The 21,386-nt window shown below is 74.8% G+C and carries 13 protein-coding genes; 7 read left to right on the forward strand and 6 right to left on the reverse strand.

The annotated features are described in order from the left end of the window. Positions 1 to 102 precede the first annotated feature (102 nt). Positions 103 to 9,948, forward strand: a complete 9,846-nt coding sequence (locus DK419_RS17035) for an apolipoprotein A-IV repeat region-like domain-containing protein (protein ID WP_109960131.1) — start codon at positions 103 to 105, stop codon at positions 9,946 to 9,948. A 289-nt stretch (positions 9,949 to 10,237) separates the two neighbouring features. After that, positions 10,238 to 10,732 (forward strand): hypothetical protein, encoded by a 495-nt coding sequence (locus DK419_RS17045; RefSeq protein ID WP_109960133.1) that lies wholly within the window; start codon positions 10,238 to 10,240, stop codon positions 10,730 to 10,732. Between the two features lie 83 nt (positions 10,733 to 10,815). On the opposite strand, the gene DK419_RS17050 is transcribed toward DK419_RS17045, so the two are convergent. The 4 genes from DK419_RS17050 to DK419_RS17065 all read right to left on the reverse strand — a co-directional run bounded on the left by DK419_RS17050 (position 10,816) and on the right by DK419_RS17065 (position 14,078). Beyond that, a complete protein-coding gene (locus DK419_RS17050) occupies positions 10,816 to 11,601 on the reverse strand; it encodes a phage tail protein (RefSeq protein WP_162561288.1) in 786 nt (261 codons plus the stop codon). A gap of 95 nt (positions 11,602 to 11,696) precedes the next feature. Then, positions 11,697 to 12,080: a hypothetical protein gene (locus tag DK419_RS17055; protein ID WP_162561290.1), complete on the reverse strand. Its 384-nt coding sequence runs from the start codon at positions 12,078 to 12,080 to the stop codon at positions 11,697 to 11,699. Between the two features lie 567 nt (positions 12,081 to 12,647). Then, a complete protein-coding gene (locus DK419_RS17060; protein ID WP_109960136.1) occupies positions 12,648 to 13,088 on the reverse strand; it encodes a DUF1489 family protein in 441 nt (146 codons plus the stop codon). Positions 13,089 to 13,181: 93 nt separating this feature from the next. Continuing rightward, entirely contained in the window at positions 13,182 to 14,078 is an 897-nt protein-coding gene (locus tag DK419_RS17065) for a hypothetical protein (protein WP_245442480.1), read from the reverse strand. A gap of 232 nt (positions 14,079 to 14,310) precedes the next feature. On the opposite strand from DK419_RS17065, the gene DK419_RS17070 reads away from it, so the two are divergent. The 5 genes from DK419_RS17070 to DK419_RS17090 all read left to right on the forward strand — a co-directional run bounded on the left by DK419_RS17070 (position 14,311) and on the right by DK419_RS17090 (position 19,564). Continuing rightward, positions 14,311 to 15,489: an MFS transporter gene (locus DK419_RS17070; protein ID WP_245442482.1), complete on the forward strand. Its 1,179-nt coding sequence runs from the start codon at positions 14,311 to 14,313 to the stop codon at positions 15,487 to 15,489. 131 nt (positions 15,490 to 15,620) lie between these two features. Further along, a complete protein-coding gene (locus DK419_RS17075) occupies positions 15,621 to 16,760 on the forward strand; it encodes an ABC transporter permease (protein WP_109960139.1) in 1,140 nt (379 codons plus the stop codon). Between the two features lie 18 nt (positions 16,761 to 16,778). Next, on the forward strand, positions 16,779 to 17,636 hold the full coding sequence (locus tag DK419_RS17080; RefSeq protein WP_245442484.1) for an ABC transporter ATP-binding protein: 858 nt from the start codon (positions 16,779 to 16,781) through the stop codon (positions 17,634 to 17,636). A 111-nt stretch (positions 17,637 to 17,747) separates the two neighbouring features. Continuing rightward, positions 17,748 to 18,827, forward strand: a complete 1,080-nt coding sequence (locus tag DK419_RS17085) for an MlaD family protein (RefSeq protein WP_109960140.1) — start codon at positions 17,748 to 17,750, stop codon at positions 18,825 to 18,827. A 182-nt stretch (positions 18,828 to 19,009) separates the two neighbouring features. Then, entirely contained in the window at positions 19,010 to 19,564 is a 555-nt protein-coding gene (locus tag DK419_RS17090) for an ABC-type transport auxiliary lipoprotein family protein (RefSeq protein ID WP_245443031.1), read from the forward strand. A gap of 264 nt (positions 19,565 to 19,828) precedes the next feature. Here DK419_RS17090 and DK419_RS17095 read toward each other — a convergent pair whose 3' ends face one another. Both DK419_RS17095 and thiD read right to left on the reverse strand, forming a co-directional pair. Next, positions 19,829 to 20,449, reverse strand: coding sequence for a helix-turn-helix domain-containing protein (locus tag DK419_RS17095; protein WP_109960142.1), 621 nt, complete (start codon positions 20,447 to 20,449; stop codon positions 19,829 to 19,831). A gap of 136 nt (positions 20,450 to 20,585) precedes the next feature. Beyond that, on the reverse strand, positions 20,586 to 21,386 hold the full coding sequence (gene thiD / locus DK419_RS17100; RefSeq protein WP_109960143.1) for a bifunctional hydroxymethylpyrimidine kinase/phosphomethylpyrimidine kinase: 801 nt from the start codon (positions 21,384 to 21,386) through the stop codon (positions 20,586 to 20,588).

Here is a 21,386-nt window from a genome sequence, read left to right on the forward strand (position 1 = left end):
GGCTGGCGGCACGGCGCGGGTTTCGCGGAATTTCGGGGATGATTGCGGCGCGGCGGTCCTCACGGACCGCCCGGCGGCGTTCACGGCGTAACGAGGCGTTCGATGGCGACGGAAAAGAAGCTCAAGGACCCGGCGGAAGCGGCGCTGTCGGCGATTGAGCAGGCCCTGAACCTGGATCACCCGGTCCGGGGCGAGACGGCCCGATCCCCCGATGCGCCTTTGCCCGATCCCCAGGCGGACGGCAGCCGCGTCGAGCCGCGCCTGCCGGACGTGCACGATTCCGACCCGCTCGCCGCGGCCGCCGCCCGCGAGCCCGGCTTCGACGGCAGCGCCCTGCCCGGTCCCCGCGACGGCCGCCGCGAGGGCGGCCTCCTGCCCCCCGACCGCTCCCTCGTCGCGAACGACGACCGCCGCAGCGTCGGGACCCTGCAGCAGACCCTGCGGGTCGAGCCCTCGCGCGGGCCCTACGCGCTGGCGGCGCTCGCCGCCCTCGTCTGGCTCGGCGGCTTCGCGGTCCTGGCCTGGAGCCAGTCCGGCGGCGACCTGCGCGGCTTCACCGCCGGCCTCACCGGCCTGCAGGGCGCGGTCGGCGCCGCCGCGGTGCTCGCCCCCGTGATGCTGTTCTTCATCGCCGCGATGCTGGCGGTGCGCGCCCAGGAGATGCGCCTCGTCGCCCGCGCCGTCGGCGAGGTGGCGATCCGCCTCGCCGAGCCCGAGGGCTTCTCCACCGACGCGGTCCTGACCATGTCGCAGGCGGTCCGCCGCGAGGTCGCGGCGGTCGGCGACGGCGTCGAGCGGGCGCTCGCCCGCGCGGGCGAGCTCGAGACCCTGGTGCGCGGCGAGATCTCGACCCTCGAGCGCGCCTACTCGGACAACGAGATCCGCATCCGCACCCTCGTCGACGAGCTGGTGGCGCAGCGCGAATCGATCGTCGCCAATGCCGAGCGGGTGCGCGGCGCGATCCAGGGCTCGCACCAGAACCTGACCCAGGAGCTCGACACCGCGGCCGAGCGCATCGTCACGGCGGTGGACGGCGCCGGCGAGCGGGTCACCGCGGCGCTCGGCGCTCGCGGCGACGCGATCACGGCGGCGATCGGCGATCGCGGCGAGGCGGTCACCGCCGCGCTCGCCGCCACCGGCGACCGGGTGGTCGAGGCCGTGGCCGGGCGCGGCGACGACCTCGTCCAGCGCCTCGTCGCGACGAGCGAGGGCGTGAAGACCGACCTCGGCAGCGTCGGCGATTCCCTGAGCCGGGCGCTCGAGACCCGGGCGGTCGAGGTCACGGAGGCGTTCGAGCGCACCGGCGGCCTCCTCACCCGGACGCTCGCCGAGAATGCCGGCGAGGTCGCCCGCACGCTGGCCGAGACCGGCGCCGGCGTGATCGAGGCCCTCAACCGCGAGGGCGCCCAGGTCCGCGAGACCTTCGAGCGTTCGGCGCACGGACTGGAGGAGCGCTTCCTCGCCCGCGGTACCGACCTCACCGAGCGCTTCGCCGAGACCGGCGCCGGCATCACCGAGCGCTTCGCCGCCTCCGGCAGCGCCATCGCGGCCCACATCGCCGAGCGCGGGATCGCGCTGCGCGAGGAGATCGAGCAGGCCGGCACCGGCGTCGCCGCCGCGATCGAGACCCGGGCGGCGGAGGCCGAGGCCGGCCTGTCCCGCGCCAGCGAGGGCGTCATCACGGCCTTCGGCGAGAAGGCGTCCCGGGTGCGCGACGACCTCTCGACCCTGGTCGAGGACGCGGCCCAGGCGCTCGGCGTGCGCGGCGCCGACCTCACCTCGCGCCTGGAGGAGACGATCGGGCGCGTCGAGGAGGTGCTGGTCGGCCACGGCGGCAGCCTCGAGCGCAATCTCGACCGGACCGGCGAGCGCGTGGCGGCCCTGGTCGCCGAGCGCACCGGCGAGGCCGAGGGCCGGATCGGCCAAGCCCTCGACGGGCTGGCGGCGGCCTTCGCGACGAAGAGCCTCGGCCTGATCGACGGTCTCGACCAGCGCACCCGCGAGACGCAGGCCGCCCTCGCGGTGGCCGCCGAGGCGCTCCAGGGCAGCTTCGAGGCCCGCACCGCCGGCGCCGGCGAGGCCCTGCGCCGCGCCGCCGACGACATCGGCGCCGACCTCGACGCCCGCGCCGCCGCGCTCGCCGAGCATTTCCGCAAGGCCGCCGAGGCCGCCACCGGCCAGGTCGGCGACCACACCGATGCGGCCGCCGCCGCCTTCGCCCGCGCCGCCGACGAGGCCGGCCGCGCCGTCGCCTCGCGCGCCCAGTCCGTCGATGCGTCCCTGCGCGGGACCCTGGACGGTCTGTCCGAGCGCGCCGAGGCAGTGGCCGCCGCGATTTCCCGGGCCGCCGAGGAGGCGACCGGGCAGTTCGACGCCCGCACCCTCGCGGCGGCATCCGCCTTCGTGCAGGCGGCGGAAGAGGCCGGGCGCCTCGTCGCGGCTCGCACCGAGGCGACCGACGCGACCCTGCGCGGCGCCGTCGCCGGCCTGTCCGAGCGGGCCGAGACGGCCGCCGCCGCGATCACCCGGGCGGCCGAGGAGGCGACCGGGCACTTCGACGACCGGACGCTGGCGGCGGCCTCGGCCTTCGCGCAGGCCGCGGAGGAGGCCGGACGCCTCGTGGCGGCCCGCACCGAGGCCACCGACGCGACGCTGCGCGGCGCGGTCGATCACCTGACGCGCCAGGCCGAGGACGTGTCGGCGGCGCTGGCTCTCGCCGCCGAGAGCGCCGCCGGCGCCCTCGACGCCCGCACGACGGCCGCCGCCGCCGCCTTCGTGGCCGCGGCCCAGGAGGCCGGCCGCCTGATCGGCGAGCGCACCGAGACCGCCGACGCGAGCTTGCGCACCGCGCTCGCCGACCTCGCCGAGCGGGCCGAGGCGGCGGCCGCCGCCCTCACCGCCTCGGCCGACACGGTCGGGGACGCGCTCCAGGCCCGCTCGACGGAGGCGGCCGAGATCATGCGCCGCTCCGCCGAGCAGGCGACGGGGGCGCTCGGCACCCGCACGGTCGAGGTGGCGCACATCTTCCGGCGCACGCTGGAGACGACCGGGGCCGAGCTCGACGCCCGCAGCCAGGCCGCGGCCGAGCTGTTCCGGCAGGCCACGACCGCGACGGCGGGCGAGCTGGAGGCGCGGGCCGAGGAAGCGGCCTGCGTGCTGCGCCGCGCCGCCGAGACGGCGACGGGGGCGGTGAGCCTGCGCACGGCGGAGAGCGTCGAGGCGTTCCGCCAGGGGGCGGACGAGGCGTCGGGCGCGCTGCAGGCGCGTCTGGCCGAGGCCGCGTCGTCCTTCGCCCGGGTGGCGGAGGAGGCCGCGGGCGTGATCGGCGTGCGGGCCGGCGAGGCGGACGCGGCCTTGCACGGCGCGGTGGTGGGCCTGGCGGGCCGGGCCGAGGAGGCGGCGCTCGCGATCGGCCGTGCGGCCGAGACGGCGACGGGCGCGCTCGATGCGCGGACTCTCGCGGCGACGGCGGCCTTCGCGCAGGCGGCGGACGCGGCCGGACGGCTGGTCGGCGAGCGGGCGAGCGCGGCCGACGCGATGGTGCGCGACGCGGTCGAGGGCCTGGCGGAGCGGGCCGAGGCGGTGGCCGCCGCGATTGCCCGGGCGGCCGAGGAGGCGACCGGGCACTTCGACGACCGGACGCTGGCGGCGGCCTCGGCCTTCGCGCAGGCCGCGGAGGAGGCCGGACGCCTCGTGGCGGCCCGCACCGAGGCCACCGACGCGACGCTGCGCGGCGCGGTCGATCACCTGACGCGCCAGGCCGAGGACGTGTCGGCGGCGCTGGCTCTCGCCGCCGAGAGCGCCGCCGGCGCCCTCGACGCCCGCACGACGGCCGCCGCCGCCGCCTTCGTGGCCGCGGCCCAGGAGGCCGGCCGCCTGATCGGCGAGCGCACCGAGACCGCCGACGCGAGCTTGCGCACCGCGCTCGCCGGCCTCGCCGAGCGGGCCGAGGCGGCGGCCGCCGCCCTCACCGCCTCGGCCGACACGGTCGGGGACGCGCTCCAGGCCCGCTCGACGGAGGCGGCCGAGATCATGCGCCGCTCCGCCGAGCAGGCGACGGGGGCGCTCGGCACCCGCACGGTCGAGGTGGCGCACATCTTCCGGCGCACGCTGGAGACGACCGGGGCCGAGCTCGACGCCCGCAGCCAGGCCGCGGCCGAGCTGTTCCGGCAGGCCACGACCGCGACGGCGGGCGAGCTGGAGGCGCGGGCCGAGGAAGCGGCCTGCGTGCTGCGCCGCGCCGCCGAGACGGCGACGGGGGCGGTGAGCCTGCGCACGGCGGAGAGCGTCGAGGCGTTCCGCCAGGGGGCGGACGAGGCGTCGGGCGCGCTGCAGGCGCGCCTGGCCGAGGCCGCGTCGTCCTTCGCCCGGGTGGCGGAGGAAGCCGCGGGCGTGATCGGCGTGCGGGCCGGCGAGGCGGACGCGGCCCTGCACGGCGCGGTGGTGGGCCTGGCGGGCCGGGCCGAGGAGGCGGCGCTCGCGATCGGCCGTGCGGCCGAGACGGCGACCGGGCAGTTCGACGCGCGGACCCTCGCGGCGGCTGCGGCCTTCGTCCAGGCGGCGGAAGAGGCCGGGCGCCTCGTGGCGGCCCGCACCGAGGCGACCGACGCGACGCTGCGCGGCGCGGTCGATCACCTGACGCGCCAAGCCGAGGACGTGTCGGCGGCGCTCGCACTCGCCGCCGAGAGCGCCACCGGCGCCCTCGACACCCGCGTCGCCGAGGTCGGGGCCGCCTTCGACGGCCATGGCCGGGCGCTCACCGACCTGATCGGCCGGCACGCCGACGAGACCCAGACCCGCCTCGCCGCGGTCGGCCGCGACATCGTCGTGGCGGTGGCGAGCCAGGGCGCGCGGGTCAACGACGCCCTGGAGAAGACCGGCACGGCGCTCGCCGGCGCCGCCGAGACCGGCGGCCGCGCGATCGACGAGGCGGTGACGAGCCGCCTCGCGGCGCTGCAGGACGCGATCGCCCGCGGCGACATCCTCGCCGACCGCATCTCGCGCGACACCCACCACCTCACCGAGACGGTCTCGGGCCGCCTCGAGGAGATGGACCGCCTCATCACGGTCCAGGGCCGCGCCGTGGCCGAGACCATCGTCGAGCGCACCCGCGAGGCCCGGGAGGCCGTCGAGGCCCAGCTCGGCGCGCTCGAGGACCGCTCGGCCAAGCGCACCGCCGAGATCGGCGCCACCTTCAGCACCATGGTGGCCCATGTCGACCAGCATATCGGCGCCCGCGCCACGGCGCTGAACGAGGCCCTGATCGTGCGGGCCGGCGAGATGGCCCGGGTGATGGCCGAGGGCGGCCGCGAGGTTGCCCAGGCCCTCGACGGCCGCGCCGACGAGCTCGCCCGCGCCATCACCGCCCGCAGCCAGGCGATGAGCGACACCCTCACCGCCCGGGTCGGCGAGATCGGCGACGAGCTCGGCCGCCGCACCGAGGAACTGACCCGCAGCCTCGATTCCGGCGCCGCGCGCTTCGACGAGCGGGTGATCGCCCGCCTGGAGGGCCTGGCCCAGGCCCTCGACGAGCGCGGCCGCATCGTCGACGAGACCTTCGGGCTCAAGGCCGAGGAGGCGCTGCGCGTCATCGAGAGCCGCACCCGCGGCCTCGACGAGGAGCTCGGCGCCCGCACCCGCGAGCTCGTCACGTTCGTGGAGGCCCATAGCGGCGAGGCGAGCCGCGCGTTCGCCGAGAAGGCCGAGGCGATCCGCGCCGCCTTCGACGGGCGCACCGAGGCCCTGGCGCGCCTCGTCGACGAGCGCACCGCCGCCTTCGCCGAGGAGATCGACGAGCGCGGCCGGGCGATGTTCGGCACGCTCGCCGGCCGCATGACCGAGCTGGCGCGGCTGTTCGACCGCGGCGGCACGGCGCTCTCTGACCTGATCGGCAAGCGCGGCGACGCGGTGCTCGGCGCGCTCCGCGCCACGATCGAGGAGGCCGACCGGGTCCTCGCCGAGGGCTCGGGCCGCCTCGAGACCCTGGTGGGTGACCGCTCCACCGCGCTCGTGACGCTTCTCGACGACCGCGAGGCCGGGGTGGAGCGCCTGTTCGGCGAGCGGCTCAAGGCCCTCGGCGACCGGCTGGACGCCCAGGCCGCATCCCTGCGCGGCCTCCTCGACGGCCAGGCGGACGCGCTGCAGCACGGCCTCGACGCCCGAATCCGCGCCCTGCACGAGGTGCTGGAGCAGCGCGCCGCCGCGGTGCGCAGCCTTCTGGACGACCGGACCGGCGCGCTCGGTGCCGTGCTCGACGACCGGACGGGCACCCTCGGCGCCGTGCTGGACGACCGGGTCGGGACCCTGCGCGGCGTGCTGGCCGAGGGCGGCGACACCCTCGCGGCGACCCTGGAGGAGCGCGTCGGCCGCGCGGTCGGTTCCGTCGAGGAGCGCACCCGCGCCCTGTCGGGCCTGTTCGACGACCGCCTCGCCGCCCTCGACCACCTGGTCGAGAGCCGCGGCGCCGCCTTCGCGGAGGCCGTGGAGGCCCGCGCCCGGGCCATCGCCGGCCTCATCGACGCCCGCGCCGCGGACTTCGTCCGGGCCGCCGAGACCGGGAGCGAGGGCCTGTCCGGCCGCATCGACGCGGCGCTCCGCGACCTCGACGGCCTGATCGAGGCCCGGGCGAGGTCGCTCGAGACCAGCCTCGACCACCGCGGCGAGGCGATGGCGGGCCTGATCGCGGCCCGGGGCGAGGAGGCCGCCGGCCTGCTCGAATCCCGCGTCGCGACCCTCGGCGAGGCCGTGTCGCGCAGCGCGCAAGCCCTGTCCGGCCTCTTCTCCGAGAGCCAGGCCGGCCTCGGCGACGCCCTCGAGGGGCACCGCACGGCGCTTGCCCGGACCCTCACGGAGCGCGTCGAGGCCCTGGCGGCCCTGCTCGGCGAGCGCGAGGCGGCCATCGCCGGCACGATCGAGCAGGGCGGCGGCAACCTGGTGCGCTTGATCGACGGCCGCCAGCGGGCGCTCGCCGAGCTGACCGGCGCCGGCGACGTCCTGGCCCGGCGCGTGCAGGAGCGCATCGACGTGCTCGCCACGACGATCCGCAGCGGCGGCGACGCGCTCGCGGGCCTCCTCGACTCGCGCAACGCCGACCTCGCCGAGACCTTCGACGGGCGCGGCGCGGCGCTCGCCGCCCTCCTCGACGCCCGGGTGGCCGAGCTGTCCGGTGCCCTCGAGCGCAGCCGCGCCGCCCTCGACGCGGTGCTCGGCGGCCAGGTCGAGGCGCTCGGGGCGCGGCTCGATGCCGGCGGCGAGGCGGTGGCCGGCCGCCTGCGCGACAGCGTCCAGATCCTCGACGGTGCCGTCGAGGAGCGGGCGGCGGCGTTCGGCGCCCTGGTCGACGCCAAGACGGCGGAGCTCGCCGCCCTGATGGCGGCCCGCACCGACGCCCTGTCGGGCAGCGTCGACGAGCGCTCGGCCGCCTTCACGGCCCGCATCGACGGCCGGATGCGCGCCTTCGCGGCGCTCGTGGCGGCCCGCGGCGAGGCCCTGGCCGACGCCTTCGACGACCGCAGCGACGCCTACGCGGCCCTGGTCGACGCCCGCACGGCGGCGCTCACCGCCGCCCTCGACGAGCGGGTGGCGAGCCTGCACGGCGCCATGGACGAGCGCAGCACCGCGCTCGCGGCGGCGGTGGACGAGCGCAGCGCCCAGCTCAGCTCGGGCTTCGACCGTCGGGCGGCGGCCTTCGCGGCGCTGATCGACCAGCGCGGCACCACCCTCACCCGGGCGCTCGCCGAGACCGCCCGCGACCTGACCCAGGCGATCGACGGGCGCGGGGCCGAGCTGAATCGCGGCCTCGCCGAGCGGGTCGAGGCGCTGCGCCAGATCGTCGACGAGCGCGGCGGCGCCCTCGGGCAGAAGCTCGAGGCGACGACGGCCTCGCTGCAGCGGACCATCGACCAGCGCGGCAACGCCCTGGTGACGGCGCTGGCCGCGAGCGGCGAGACGGTCGAGGGGCTCGACCGCCAGGTGGCGCAGCTGCGCGGCCTGGTCGAGGGCCCCGGCAGCGAGCTCGTCGCGGCCCTGGCCCAGCGCAGCGAGGCGCTGGAGCGGGCGGTGACCGAGGGGATGGGCGGCGCCGTCGCGGCGCTCGGCGAGCGCGCCGAGGCCCTGGCGGCCCTGTCCTCCGAGGCCGCCGAGACCCTGCGCCGGGCGGCCGACCAGGGCGCGGCCCGGGCGGTCGAGGTCCTGGCCCAGGTCAACCAGCGCCTCGGCGGTGAGCTCGGCGGCCTGATCGGCCGCATCGAGGCCGCCTGCGGCGCGCTGCAGGACCTCATCGGCAAGTCCGGCGAGAACCTCTCGGCGATCGAGGGCGGGCTGTCCGGCCGGGTGCAGGACATCCAGGCGGCGCTCGCCGAGATCGCCGTCGAGACGGGCAAGGCCTCGGACCGGGTCGCCGAGCAGGTCGGCGCGCTCCAGGGCGCGGCGACCGGGGCCTTGCGCCAGGCCGCCGGCCTCGCCGCGACGCTTGACGCCCGCGGCAAGGCCTTGACCGAGACCGCGCGCCAGCACATCGGCGACCTCACGGCCGCCGCGGGCGCGCTGGAGGGCGCCGAGGGCCGGATCTCCGCCTCGCTCGGCGAGCGCCAGGCCGAGATCGACGCCCTGCTCGGCAGCATCGACGCCCGCTCGGCCGCCCTGTCGGCCGCGACCGAGGGCGTCGGCACCCGGGTCGAGGCGACGCTGAAGACCATCGAGGCCCGCACCCAAGCGCTGGGCCGCGAGATCGAGGCCAGCGCCCGCCAGGCCGGCAGCGCCGTGACGGAGGCGTTCGAGCGCCTGCGCTCCGGCACCGGCCAGGAGGGCGAGCGGGCGGCCGAGTCGGTCCGCCAGGCGGTGGCGGGCGCCTCGGGCGAGATGCGCGACGCCTTCGGCGACGCGGCCGAGCGCTTCCAGGGCACGGTGGAATCCATGCGCGGCATGGCGACCGAGATCCGCCGCACCCTGGAGGAGATCCGCGGCGACCTGCAGCGCGGCGTCGTCAGCATCCCGCAGGAGGCGCAGGACGCCACCGGCGAGATGCGCCGGGTGGTGCTCGAGCAGATCAAGGCCCTGAACGAGCTCTCGGCCCTGGTCCACCGCTCGCCCCGCGCGGTCGACGTGGCGCAGCCCCGCGCGGCGGAAGCCGGCCGGGCCGCCCCGGCGGTCCCGGCCCCCACGGCGCCGAAGCCGCAGGCCCCGGTCGCCCCGGCTCCGGCGGCCAGGCCCGAGGCTCAGGTTGCCAAGCCTGCGGCTCAGGTTGCCAAGCCTGCGGCTCAGGCCGCCAGGCCCCCGGCTCAGCCGGGCAAGTCCGCGCCCCTGACGGCTCCGGCCGCCGGCCCGGTGGCTCCGGCTCCCGCCCCGGCTCGCCCGGTGCAGGGACAGGCCCGTCCGGCAGCGGCGCAAGGCGGACACCGCCCGGCGGGCGAGGCACGGCGCGACGCGACCCCGCCCGCCGGCTCCGGCGGCTGGCTCTCCGACCTCCTCTCCCGCGCCTCGCAGGACGACGAGGACGAGGTGCCGGCGGCCGCCAAGGCCAAGGCCCCGCAGGGCGCGACCGGCCAAGGGACGGGTGGGCAGCAAGGGACGGGCGGGCAAGGCGGTGCCGCCGAGCCGGCCGGCGCCGCGGCGATCGACTCGCTCTCCAGCAACATCGCCCGGATGATCGAGCACGCGGCGGCCGTGGACCTGTGGGAGCGCTACCGGCGCGGCGAGACGGACCTGTTCACCCGCCGCCTCTACACGGCGGAGGGACAGCGGACCTTCGACGAGATCCGTCGCCGCTACCGCGCCGAGCCGGACTTCCGCCGCACGGTCGACCACTACGTGCGGGAGTTCGAGCGCCTGCTCGGCGAGGTGTCCCGCACCGACAAGGACCCGCGCCGGGCCAACGCCTACCTCACCTCCGAGAGCGGCAAGGTCTACACGATGCTGGCCCATGCCAGCGGGCGGTTCGAGGGGGCGTGAGCCCCCGACACTGGCCGGAGCGAAGGCCCCCTGACGGTTCCGCGGGATCGTCAGGGGGCCTTGTTCGTTGGAGCCGAGCGGTTCTGCTTCGGCAATCTCGGCGTGTGACGCAGGGTATCGCCGCGGCTGCGTCGCATTACGGGCATTTCATGTTCCGGGAGAGCAACGCCGAGGGAACGGACACGTTCTTCGATCATGCGATCAACGGGCCGAACGCCGCCGGCCGATCCGTCACCCCCGACGCGATCCTGCGGCCGCCACGGTCCTCCCCGTCGACCGAGGAGATGTCATGAGCGCCCCATCCCGCCTCCCCTCCCTGGCCCTGGCCGGGCTGCTGACCGTCGCGGCCTGGCCGGCCGCCGCCGCCGGCCTCGCCTGCCCGGGCAACGGCGCGGGCGCGCCGGACGGTCCGCTGTTCGAGGCCATCGTGCAGCCGGGCGCTGCGGCCGGCGCGAACGGCGCCCTGCGCGAGGCGGTGCAGCGACTGCGGGCCCGGGGCCTGTCGAACGGGGCGATCATCGACCACGCCGTCGCGTCCTACTGCCCGGTGATCGCGCGCGACGCGGGCCTGTCGCTCGATCAGAAGCAGGCGGCCCTGCGGGGCTTCGCGGCGCAGCTGACGACCCTGGTCTACGATCCCGCCCAGGACGCGACGCGGATCCTCCTCACCGTGCCGGTCTCGACCGCCCTGTCGGACCAGATCGATGCCGCGGCCGCCAAGGCGAAGGAGGGCCGCGACGCCTGGATCGTCCGGGCGCTGGAGGCCGGGATCGGCGGCCGCTGACACGAAGGTCGGCGGCGTCCGGGTGAGGCGCAGCCTGCCGGTCCCGCCGCGCCGGCGCGCCTCCCGGTCGTGTCGCTCCCCGGTCAGTTCGAGGTCGGCAGGTAGCCCTTGACGGCGATGCAGACCGTCATCGGCAAGGCGGGGGACTGGATCGGGACCGGAGCCGTCGCCGCTGCGGATTTCGGGTTGACCGTGACCGTCCCGCCCGTGACCACCGGCACCTGGAAGGTGGTCGCGGCGGTGGCCGAGAGCCCGGTCACCTCGGCGGTGAGGCCGCCCAGCTGTGCCGTCGCGGCGGAATTCGCCGGATCGATGTAGATCGGCGCGGTGGACTGCCCGATTCCCCCTTGGGACAGCAGATAGCCGTCCTTGACGCCCACGACTCCCGTCGCCTGCTTCGCCAGGAGCTTGGGCGTGACGGCGAGAGTGCCCGGCGTGGCCGGGAGGGTGACCGGTGCGGTCCCCGAGACCGGCGCGAACGTCGCGTCGTGGGAGTGGGAAACGAGCGGAACCTGGGTCGCATCCAGCGTGACGCTCGAGGCGCCGACCGCCTTGCCGATCGGCATTGCGGTCGATGCGCCGACCACGGCCTGCCCCTGGAGGTTGGGGAGCGCGAAATTCGTGCGGCCGTCCCCGCCATACGTCGTCGCGATGACCGAGAAGAGATCGCTGTTGCCCGCGATGTCGAGCGTCTGCCCGGCCGCCTGCATGAAGTTCGTCGGGCAGCGCGGGGACGCGAAAGTCCGGATCTCGCCCAGGAATGGCAAAGGCGGTTCGTCGGCGAGGCTCGGCAGGCACAGCCCGTGCAGGGCGGCGGCGGAGGTCAGGCCCAGGCAGAGAAACGATCGGAGGGAGTGTCTGATCGGCACCGTGATCGGTCTTTCGTGACGACGAATGCTGGAGGCGATGCAGCCGAACCGCCGGCGACGCACGTTCGGCTGCGATGGTCGCGACGGGGCGGGATCTATCCCTGCACCTGCTCGATGCTGACGGAGCATCCGCTCGAGCTGCTGAAGCTCACGTAGAGCTCGCTGTTGGACCCATCCAGGCGAAGCATGACGTTGCCGTCATCGTCGGAGCTGATCGAGCAGTAGAAGTTGTCCTTGCAATCGAACGTGGTGCCGTTCTGGGTCGCGAACTTGACCCACCAGTAATCGAACGGGCTGCCGGCGCCGGTCGTGTAGGTGATGGCCATCGGCCCGACCTTGTCGCCCGCGGCAACGTTGTAGAAGGATTGCTCCTCCTGCTTGTCCGGGTCGTTGCTGCGGCGATGGCGAATCGTCATTTGAGCGATGTCGACGCCCCAGTCGTTCTGTAGATAAACGGAGCCGCTGTGATCGGTCGTCATGGGACGTTTCCTCGCCTCGTGTGGTGCGCACAGCCAATCGGGTGCGTTGCCGTTGTTATATGGGCGCTTTATTACCAGATCATGTATGTTGTCAACGTCACGGACCGCGCTAGATTTTACGAAAAACATCCATTATTTCAATTTACGCGCATATTTTTCAATATTAAGGAAGATAGATTTTCGTAAACGTGGGGTTGGTTTGGATAGATCCCGGTATTTTCGAAGGAGTCCCGCCGATCGTCATTCGAGGTTGGTTGCGAATGACCGCGGGCCCTGTTCGGCGTTGCTCACGTCAGGGAGGCCGATCCCAGGCTCGAGGCGTGCGCAACTCGACGGAGACTTGCCAGTCAGGATCGCACAGGGCGGCGAAGGTACACGCCTGGGTTCATCGCCGGGCGGCGGCACCGATGCGGCAACGGAGAGGCGTCCGGGATGTCGGTACCCGTCCGGGGCGACCCCGCACGATCGGACGAGGTGCGGACCGGCGATTACGGGCGGTCCCGGCGGACGGATCGTCCGGATCGAGCCCCTGCCCCATCCGGTGCCGGACGGCCCGCGGCGATGCGGTCAGAGCAGCCCGAGCGACGCCAGTTCGCGGCGCATCGCCTCCGGCATCGCCGCGAGGTCGCCGGCGGCGTGGCGGGAGATGTCGCGGGGGGCGTCCGCGGCCGCGAGGTAGCGCCAGCCCTGGAACGGCCGGCACGGCCGGGGCTCGACCGGCGTGACCTCCGGATCGAGGACGAGGCGGCAGCGGCCGATGCCCTCGCCGTCGGTGAAGGGACGGATCGCCAGCACCGGCTGGCGGCAGGCGATCTGGCCGCGGATCACCCAGTAGAGCGAACCCGCGCCGACGATCTCGTCGCCGCGCTTGGGCACCATGCGGGTGATGTGGGCCTGCTCGTGCGGCCGGCCCTGGCGCGCGGCCTCCGCCCGGCGGGCGGCGATCCAGTCCTCGAGGTCGGCGATGGACTCGCAGCCGACGCAGAGCTTGAGGAGGTGCAGGGTCATCGCGGCCGGGAACGAGGGAGGCGGGGCGCGAGGCTCCCTGCGGAGCGATCATGGCGCCGCGAAGGCGGGCCCCGCGCGGCGTGGGGCCGGTCCTCAGGTGAAGCGGGCGAGCTTCTCGTCGAGGGCGAGATCGTCGATCTCCGCGAAGGCGTCCTCCAGCGCGACCGCATCGTCGGCCGCCGGGATCTCCTCACGGACCGGCAAGTCCCGGACTGGCAAGTCCCGCCCAGGCAAGTCCCGCCCAGGCAAGTCCCGCACGGGGATGAAGGCGAGGTCGTCGTCGGGCATCGCCGGCTCGACCAGCCGCAGCCGCGGGGCGGGCGCCGGCGCCTCGTCCGACTCTTGGCCCGTCGCCACGATCTGGTCGACGTCGCTCTGGTCGAGGGCGGTCTCCGGCACCTCGGCCCGGTGGGAGGCCGGCGCCGGCGGGTCGTCCTCGCTCGCCCAGATCTCGATCATCGCGGTCAGGCGCTGCTCGAGGTAGCGCAGGGTGTTGACGATGCGGCCGGTGCGCTGCGCGGTCAGGTCCTGGAACGAGCAGGCGGTGTAGATCTGGGTCGCGTTGTGGTCGAGGCGGTCGCAGACCCGGCTGTCGGCCCCGGTCTCGCGCAGGGTCCAGGCCACCTCCTGCACCTCCTCGGCGGCCTGGAGGATGTCGGAGGTGGCGCGCTCGGTCGTGCGCACGATGCCGTCGAGGGCCTCCGAGGCCGCGCCGAGCTGGCTCTGGTCCTGGTCGGGCGTGTGGATCGCCGCGATCTCGGACTTGGTGCGGCTGATCGCCTTGGCCATCTCGATCAGGTCGAAGCGCAGGCGTTCCATGCCCGGAGGGCCGCGCTCGCCGGTCACGACGTTCTCGAGGCGGCCGATCGCGGTGAGCAGGACGTCGGTATCGGCGTTGCGGTTGCGCCGGGCGTACTCGCCGAGGAACCAGCGCCCGCGCGCCGTCTCCAGCATCGCGCCCTCGATGACGTCGTACTCTTCCCGCGGCATGGGGAGCGAAGGGGTCCCGGCCATCTCACCTGCCCTGTCATCGCCGGCCGCAACGGACGGCTCGGCGGCGGCGCCCGCGAGGGCTCAACGTGGATAACGCTTGACATCCCGGCGTTAACGGCGGCTTACGCCAAGCCCGCCGAGGGACACCTGATTCGGGCCGGCATTGATTCGGGCCGGCATGTCGCCCGCAGGTCGCCCGCGCCCGAGGCTCGCCCACCGTCCGGTTCCCGTGTCGCCCCTCCCGCCCTCCCCCCGCGACGGCCTGCGCCTCGCCCTCCTGTACGCGGCGGTGTTCGCCGGCATCGGCGTGGCGATGCCGTTCCTGCCGCTCTGGCTCGCCGGCCTCGGCCTCGGGCCGGAGCTGATCGGCGTCCTGGTGGCACTGCCGATCCTGGTCCGGATCGTCGCGACCGCGCCCCTCGTCGGCCTGATCGACCGCGGCGTCCCGCCCCGCGCGCTGATGGTCGCCGGCAGCCTCGGCCTCGCCGCCACCTACGCCCTGATGCCGGCGGCGGCGTCCCTCGCCTGGCCCCTGCTCGCCGGGGTGATCGTCCTCAACGCCGTCGCCGGGGCGTCGCTCGTGCCCTGCCTCGACTACCAGAGCCTCGCGGCGGTGCGCCGCCGCCCGGACCTCGACTACGCCCGGATCCGGCTCGGCGGCTCCCTCGGCTTCCTGGCCGCGAGCCTTCTGGGCGGCTGGCTCCTCGGCCTCGTCGGCACGGGCAGCATCCCGGGCTTCCTCGCGGTCCTCGAACTCGCCTCGGCCTGCGGCGCCGCCCTGCTGCTGCGCCGGGAGGCGGCCGCCTCCCCGGCCGCCCGGGGGCGCGGCCGGGCGCGCCTGCCCGCCGCCCTGTGGCTCGCCATCGCGGCCGGTGCGGCGATCCAGGCGAGCCACGCCGCGGTCTACGCCTTCGGGTCGATCCACTGGGTCGGCCTCGGCCTGTCGCCGGGGGAGACCGGGATCGCCTGGGGCGTCGGCGTCGTCGCCGAGATCGGGTTCTTCGCGATGGCCGGGCGCATCGCCTGGTTGCGGGACGCGCCGTTCCGCCTGCTCGCGATCGGCGCCGCCGCCGCCCTCCTGCGCTGGGCCGGGCTCCTCGCCGCCGCCGGCCTGCCCGCCCTGGTTCTGCCGCTCCAGGCGCTGCACGGCCTGACCTTCGGGGCGACGCAGCTCGGCGCCATGGCGGCCCTGTCGCGCCTCGCCCCCGAGGGCGGGCGCGGCGCCGCGCAGGGCACCTACGCGGCCTGCGCCTCCCTCGCCTCCGCCTCCGCTACCCTGGCGAGCGGCGCCGCCTACCGGATCGGCGGCGGCCCCCTCGCCTTCGGGCTGATGCTGCCGGTGGCGGGCCTCGGCCTCGCGCTGACGCTCGCGGCGGCGAGGGCTTCGCGGAAGGGCACCCCGGCGTGATGCCGAGTTGCGGCGGGGGCGCCGTGGTTTGCGAATTGTTAGCAGGACGGGGTATAGGACCGGCCCGAGGGGATTGAGTGGCGAACGAGGGAGGCCGGCCCGTGCCGACCGCACCCATGACGAGCGCACCCATGACGACCCCGCCTGTGACGCGGGAGGCCGATCCGGCCCGCGCCGCGATCGAGCGCGTCGGCGACGGTCTCGCCGCGCGCCTCGCCGGACGCTGGACCGCCGATGAGGCCCCCGCCGTCGAGGCCGCGGCCGCCGAGATGCTGTCCTCCGGCGGGCCCCTCGTCATCGACCTCTCGGGGCTGTCGCGCCTCGACACGCTGGGCGCCTGGGTGCTGGAGCGCACCCGCGCCGCCCTCGGCCCCGGCACCGCCTATGCGGGCGCCGCGCCCGAGCACCTGATCCTGCTGCGCGAGGTCGCCTACCGGGAGGCCGCCCCGGCGGCGCGCCGGCGCCGCTTCCATCCCCTCGATCCGGTCGCAGGCCTGGGCGCGGGGATGCGCAGCCTCGGGCGCGAGGGCCTGGCCGGCCTCGCCTTCCTGGGCGAGGTGGTGGCGGGCTGCCTGCGGGTGCTCGCCCGGCCGCGCAGCTTCCGCGGGCCCGCGCTGATCAACCAGGTCGAGCAGATCGCGCTGCGCGGCGCGCCGATCATCATGCTGATCTCGTTCCTGGTCGGCTGCATCGTCACCCAGCAGGGCATCATCCAGCTCCAGCGGTTCGGCGCCCAGAGCTACGTCGTCAACATGATCGGCATCCTGTCCCTGCGCGAGCTCGGGGTGCTGCTCACCTCGATCATGGTGGCGGGGCGCTCCGGCTCGGCCTTCACGGCGGAGATCGGCTCGATGCGGATGCGCGAGGAGGTCGACGCGCTGCGCGTCATGGGCCTCGACCCGATCGAGATCCTGATCGTGCCGCGCATCCTCGCCCTGATGCTGGCCCTGCCGCTGCTGGCCTTCCTCGCCGACCTCGCGGCGCTCGCCGGCGGTGCGCTCACTTCGCTCGTCTACGGCGGGATGTCGCTCGAGGCCTTCGCGTTCCGGCTCCAGAACGCGATCGGCTTCCGCCACGTCGCGATCGGGTTGATCAAGGCGCCGTTCATGGCGCTGATCATCGGCATCATCGCCTCGGTCGAGGGTTTCATGGTCGAGGGCTCGGCCGAATCGCTCGGTCGCCACGTCACCGCCTCAGTCGTCAAGTCAATCTTCATGGTCATCGTCCTCGATGGGCTCTTCGCGGTGTTCTTCGCGGCCATCGACTTCTGAGCGAGGCGAAAGCGCTCCTTGCCCACCTTCAGCCCCACCCACCCGGCGAGCCCGGCGCCCGACGCGATCATCCGCGTGCGCGACCTCGTGGTCGCCTTCGGCGAGCGCACGGTGCTCAAGGGCCTCGACCTCGACATCCGCCGCGGCGAGATCCTGGGCTTCGTCGGGCCCTCGGGCCAGGGCAAGTCGGTGCTCACCCGCACCCTGCTCGGCCTGGTGCCGAAGCGTTCCGGCACGATCGAGGTGTTCGGCGAGGACGTCGACCGCCTGAGCCTCGCCCAGCGCCGGGTGATCGAGCGGCGCTGGGGCGTGCTGTTCCAGCAGGGCGCGCTGTTCTCGGCGCTCACCGTCAAGCAGAACATCCAGGTGCCGATGCGCGAGCACCTGAACCTCTCCGAGCGCCTGCTCGACGAGTTCGCCCGGCTCAAGATCGAGATGGTCGGTCTCAAGCCCGATGCCGCCGACAAGCTGCCCTCCGAGCTCTCCGGCGGCATGATCAAGCGCGCGGCCCTCGCGCGCGCTCTCGCCCTCGACCCCGAGGTGCTGTTCCTCGACGAGCCGACCTCCGGCCTCGACCCGATCGGCGCCGGCGAGTTCGACGAGCTGGTGGCCACGCTCCAGCGCACGCTCGGGCTCACTGTCTTCATGGTCACCCACGACCTCGACAGCCTCTACACCGCCTGCGACCGCATCGCGGCCCTCGGCGACGGCCAGATCATCGCCGAGGGGCCGATCGACGCCATGCTGGCCTCCGACCATCCGTGGCTGCGCTCCTACTTCCACGGCAAGCGCGCCCGCTCGATCGTGGTGCAGGATCCCGCTTCGCCAGAACCCGGTCTCCTTTCATCCCCCGGTCTCGTGGAGGGCGTCGCCTGATGTGCGCTCCCGCACCCGACGGCCCCGCCGCCTCGCTTAAGCTCGGCAGCTCAAGCCATGCCTGGAGGGCGCAGCCCTTCGCCCCGCACGAGCACGGACATCGGTAGAGGCATGGAAACCCGCGCCAACAACGTCCTGATCGGGGCCTTCACGCTGGCCGTGATCGCGCTTGCCTTCGGCTTCGCGTTCTGGCTGCGCGGCAGCTCCGCCAACCAGGCCCGGATGCCGGTGCGCATCGTGTTCTCGGGCGGCGTCGGCGGGCTCGCCAAGGGGGCGGTCGTCACCTTCAACGGCATCCGGGTCGGCGAGGCGACCGACGTGCGGCTGCTGCCGCAGGACCCGCGCCGCGTGACCGCGATCATCGAGGTCGCCCGCGGCACGCCGCTGCGCGCCGATACCCGCGCGCGCCTCGACATGACGATGCTGACCGGCGTCGCCTCGATCGCGCTGGTCGGCGGCAGCGCCGACGCCGCGCCGCTGGCGCCGACCAGCAACGATCCCGTTCCGACCATCTACGCCGACGCGTCCGACATCCAGGACCTGATGGCGGCGGCCCGCACCATCGCGCAGCGCGCCGACGACATGCTGCAGCGCCTCGACCGGGTGGTCGCCGGCAACGAGGGCGCGATCAACCGCACGCTCGCCAACGTCGAGCGCTTCTCCAAGACGCTGGGCGACAGCGCGCCGGCCCTCGACGCCCTGACCAAGGCGGTGGACGGGCGCAAGCTCGCGAGCCTGATCGACAACGCCGACAAGTTCTCGGCCGCGCTCGCCGCCGCCTCGCCGGACGTCCAGGCAGGGGTGAAGGACGCCCGCACCCTCGCGGGCAAGCTCAACGCTTCCGCCGACCGGCTCGACGCGGTGCTGAAGGGCGCCGAGGGCTTCCTCGGCTCGGCCGCGGGCGATGCCGGCAAGAGCACCTTCGCGGAGGTGCGCGACGCCGCGATCTCGATCCGCGAGGCGGGCCGGGCCTTCCGGACGATGTCGGAGAACCTCGACAAGCGCACCGCCACCCTGACCTCGAGCGTCAGCCGCCTGAGCGGCGCCGGCCGGCGCGAGGTCCAGACCCTCTCGACCGACGGCCAGCGCACCCTCAACAGCCTCAACAGCGCCGTGCGCAACATCGAGCGCGACCCGTCCCAGGTGATTTTCGGCGGCAAGCCGACGTTGCCCGAATACAACGGTCGCTGACCATGTTGCAGCGCAAGCCTGTCGCGGTTGCACCCGCGGCCCCGGCCGGGCGTTGTCCCGTCATGTCTGGTCAAGCTTCCGGGCCGGGGCTCCGGTTCGCCCGGGTCCTCCCCGTCCTCGGTCCCCTCGCCGCCATGCCGATCCCGGTTCCCGCTCCGCGCCGCGCCCGCCGGCCCCTCCTCATGGCCTCCGGCCTGGCGCTGCTCCTCGGCGCCTGCGGCGGAGCGGTGCCGACGACCTTCGACCTCACGGCACTCCCGGGCGCGGCCCGCAGCGGCGCGGCCCGACGCTCGATCGTGGTGGCGGAGCCGGTCGGGCTCCAGCCCTTCGAGGCCGACCGGATCATCGTGCGTGAGCCCGGCGGGGCCGTGTCCTATCTCGGCGGCGGCCAATGGGCCGACCGGCTGCCGCGGCTGGTCCAGGCTCGGGTGATCCAGAGCCTCGAGAACGCGAACCGGCTGAAATCCGTCAGCCGGCCCGGCGACAAGGTCGCGGCCGACACGGTGCTGATCACCGAGCTGCGCGCCTTCGACATCAATGCCGGCACCCGCGAGGCGGTGGTCGATCTCTCGGCCAAGCTCGTCCAGGAGAGCAGCGGCACGGTCGTGGCGGCCAAGGTTTTCCAGGCCCGGGTGCCGGTGGCGGCGGTGAACGCCGCGGTGGCGGCGAACGGCCTCGACCGGGCGCTGTCGCTGGTGCTGGCCGACTTGGTGCGGTGGATCAACGCCGGGGGATAGAGGCCCGGCCGAGCACGGAGGAACGTGTCGCTCGCGCCGATGCCGTTCCGTCCGTCGTCCCGGAGTTCGCCGCAGGCGACAACGCGTGATCCATGACCGCTGACGCTCAAGCGAAGGATGGATCGCGTTCCGCGTCGCCTTGGAATGCGAGCGGTCCCCGTATCCCGGGCTTCACGCGCCCCGGGATGAAGACGGAGCGCTTCATATCAGAGCTGCAGACAGGGCCGAGATGGCACCGGAGCTCGGGCTCCGGACGCCCGAACCTCACTCCATCACCGCCGCCTTCATGATCACCACCATGAAGGCGCGCCCCGTGCCATCGCTGACGCAGCGCACGGTGTGGGGCCGGTCGCAGCGGTAGCGCAGGGTTTCGCCGGCCCGGGCCCGCTGCACCGCGCCGGCCACGTCGACCTCGAACTCGCCCTCGGTGACCGACAGGCACTCGACCGAGCCGCGCTGGTGGGCGTCGGAATCGAGCACGCCGCCGGGATCGGCCGACAGGTCGTACCATTGCAGCCACTCGACGGTCTTGATCCAGCCGATGATGGCGAGCCGCATCCGGCCGTCGTCGGAGACGAGGATCGGCGTGTCGGCCCGCGAGGACTTCTCGATAAACGGCTCCTCGTCGCCGGTGGCGAGCACCCGCTCGATCGAGACGTCGAGGGCCTGGCTCAGGCGCCAGATCGTCGCCAGCGTCGGGTTGGTCTCGTTGCGCTCGATCTGGCTGATGATCGACTTCGCGACGCCGGACTGCTCGGCGAGCTCTGAGAGCGAGAGGTTGTAGGCCTTGCGCAGGCGCTGGATGGTCTTGCCGAGTTGCCCCGACAGCACCTGTGCCCCGCTCACCAGGTCCTTGGTGCGCTCCCGCCCCCGCTCGACGCCCATCGCCCGTCCTTGAACCCCACTGGATCACCGCGCGGCGTTCCGCATTCCGAACGCCCGTACGCTCCATCAAACGCAATCGCGGGATGCGCGCAAGGGTTCATGCGGCCGCGCGGGTCGATTCCGGCGGGATGGCGCGTCAGCCCCACCAGGCGTGGAAGTGGTGCACCGGCCCGTTGCCGTGCCCGATCCGCAACCGCTCCGAGGCGGCGAGCGCGGCGCTCAGGTAGTCCTTCGCGGCCCGGGCCGCGTCCGGCAGGGAAAGGCCGCGGGCGAGCCCGGCGGCGAGCGCCGCCGACAGGGTGCAGCCGGTGCCGTGGGTGTTGCGGGTCTCGATCCGCGGGCCCGCGAGGCGCACGATGCTCTCGCCCGGCCCGATCAGGAGGTCGACGCTCTCCGGGCCGGCGGCGTGGCCGCCCTTCATCAGCACCGCCCGGGGCCCGAGCGCCAGGAGGCGTCGTCCCTGGTCGAGCATCGCGGCCTCGTCCGTCGCGATCCCCTCCCCCAGCAGCACCGCGGCTTCCGGCAGGTTCGGGGTCAGCACCGCGGCGTGGGGCAGGAGCCTGGCCCGCAGGGCCTCGACCGCGTCGTCGGCGAGGAGCCGGTCGCCGCTCGTCGCCACCATGACGGGGTCGAGCACCAGCGGCAGGCCGGCGGCGTGGCGGGCGAGGGTCTCGGCCACGGCCGCGATCACCGGGATGCGCGCGAGCATGCCGATCTTCATCGCCCGCACGTCGAGGTCCGTGAAGACGCTCTCGATCTGGCGGGCGACGAAGTCCGGCTCGACGTCGTGGATCGCCTGCACGCCCCGCGTGTTCTGGGCGGTGAGCGCCGTGATCACGCTGGCGCCGTAGACGCCGAGCGCCGAGAAGGTCTTGAGGTCGGCCTGGATCCCGGCGCCGCCGCCGGAATCCGAGCCCGCGATCGTGACGGCGATCAT

Origin of the sequence: Methylobacterium terrae (assembly GCF_003173755.1) — a bacterium.
Taxonomy (GTDB): domain Bacteria; phylum Pseudomonadota; class Alphaproteobacteria; order Rhizobiales; family Beijerinckiaceae; genus Methylobacterium; species Methylobacterium terrae.

Excerpts from the sequence above, each read along its gene's own strand:
- DK419_RS17045 (WP_109960133.1), top strand. The coding sequence starts at position 10,238 with ATGAGCGCCCCATCCCGCCTCCCCTCCCTGGCCCTGGCCGGGCTGCTG.
- DK419_RS17055 (WP_162561290.1), bottom strand. The coding sequence starts at position 12,080 with ATGACGACCGATCACAGCGGCTCCGTTTATCTACAGAACGACTGGGGC.
- DK419_RS17075 (WP_109960139.1), top strand. The coding sequence starts at position 15,621 with ATGACGACCCCGCCTGTGACGCGGGAGGCCGATCCGGCCCGCGCCGCG.
- DK419_RS17095 (WP_109960142.1), bottom strand. The coding sequence starts at position 20,449 with ATGGGCGTCGAGCGGGGGCGGGAGCGCACCAAGGACCTGGTGAGCGGG.
- DK419_RS17035 (WP_109960131.1), top strand. The coding sequence starts at position 103 with ATGGCGACGGAAAAGAAGCTCAAGGACCCGGCGGAAGCGGCGCTGTCG.
- DK419_RS17060 (WP_109960136.1), bottom strand. The coding sequence starts at position 13,088 with ATGACCCTGCACCTCCTCAAGCTCTGCGTCGGCTGCGAGTCCATCGCC.
- thiD (WP_109960143.1), bottom strand. The coding sequence starts at position 21,386 with ATGATCGCCGTCACGATCGCGGGCTCGGATTCCGGCGGCGGCGCCGGG.
- DK419_RS17065 (WP_245442480.1), bottom strand. The coding sequence starts at position 14,078 with ATGCCGCGGGAAGAGTACGACGTCATCGAGGGCGCGATGCTGGAGACG.
- DK419_RS17090 (WP_245443031.1), top strand. The coding sequence starts at position 19,010 with ATGGCCTCCGGCCTGGCGCTGCTCCTCGGCGCCTGCGGCGGAGCGGTG.
- DK419_RS17085 (WP_109960140.1), top strand. The coding sequence starts at position 17,748 with ATGGAAACCCGCGCCAACAACGTCCTGATCGGGGCCTTCACGCTGGCC.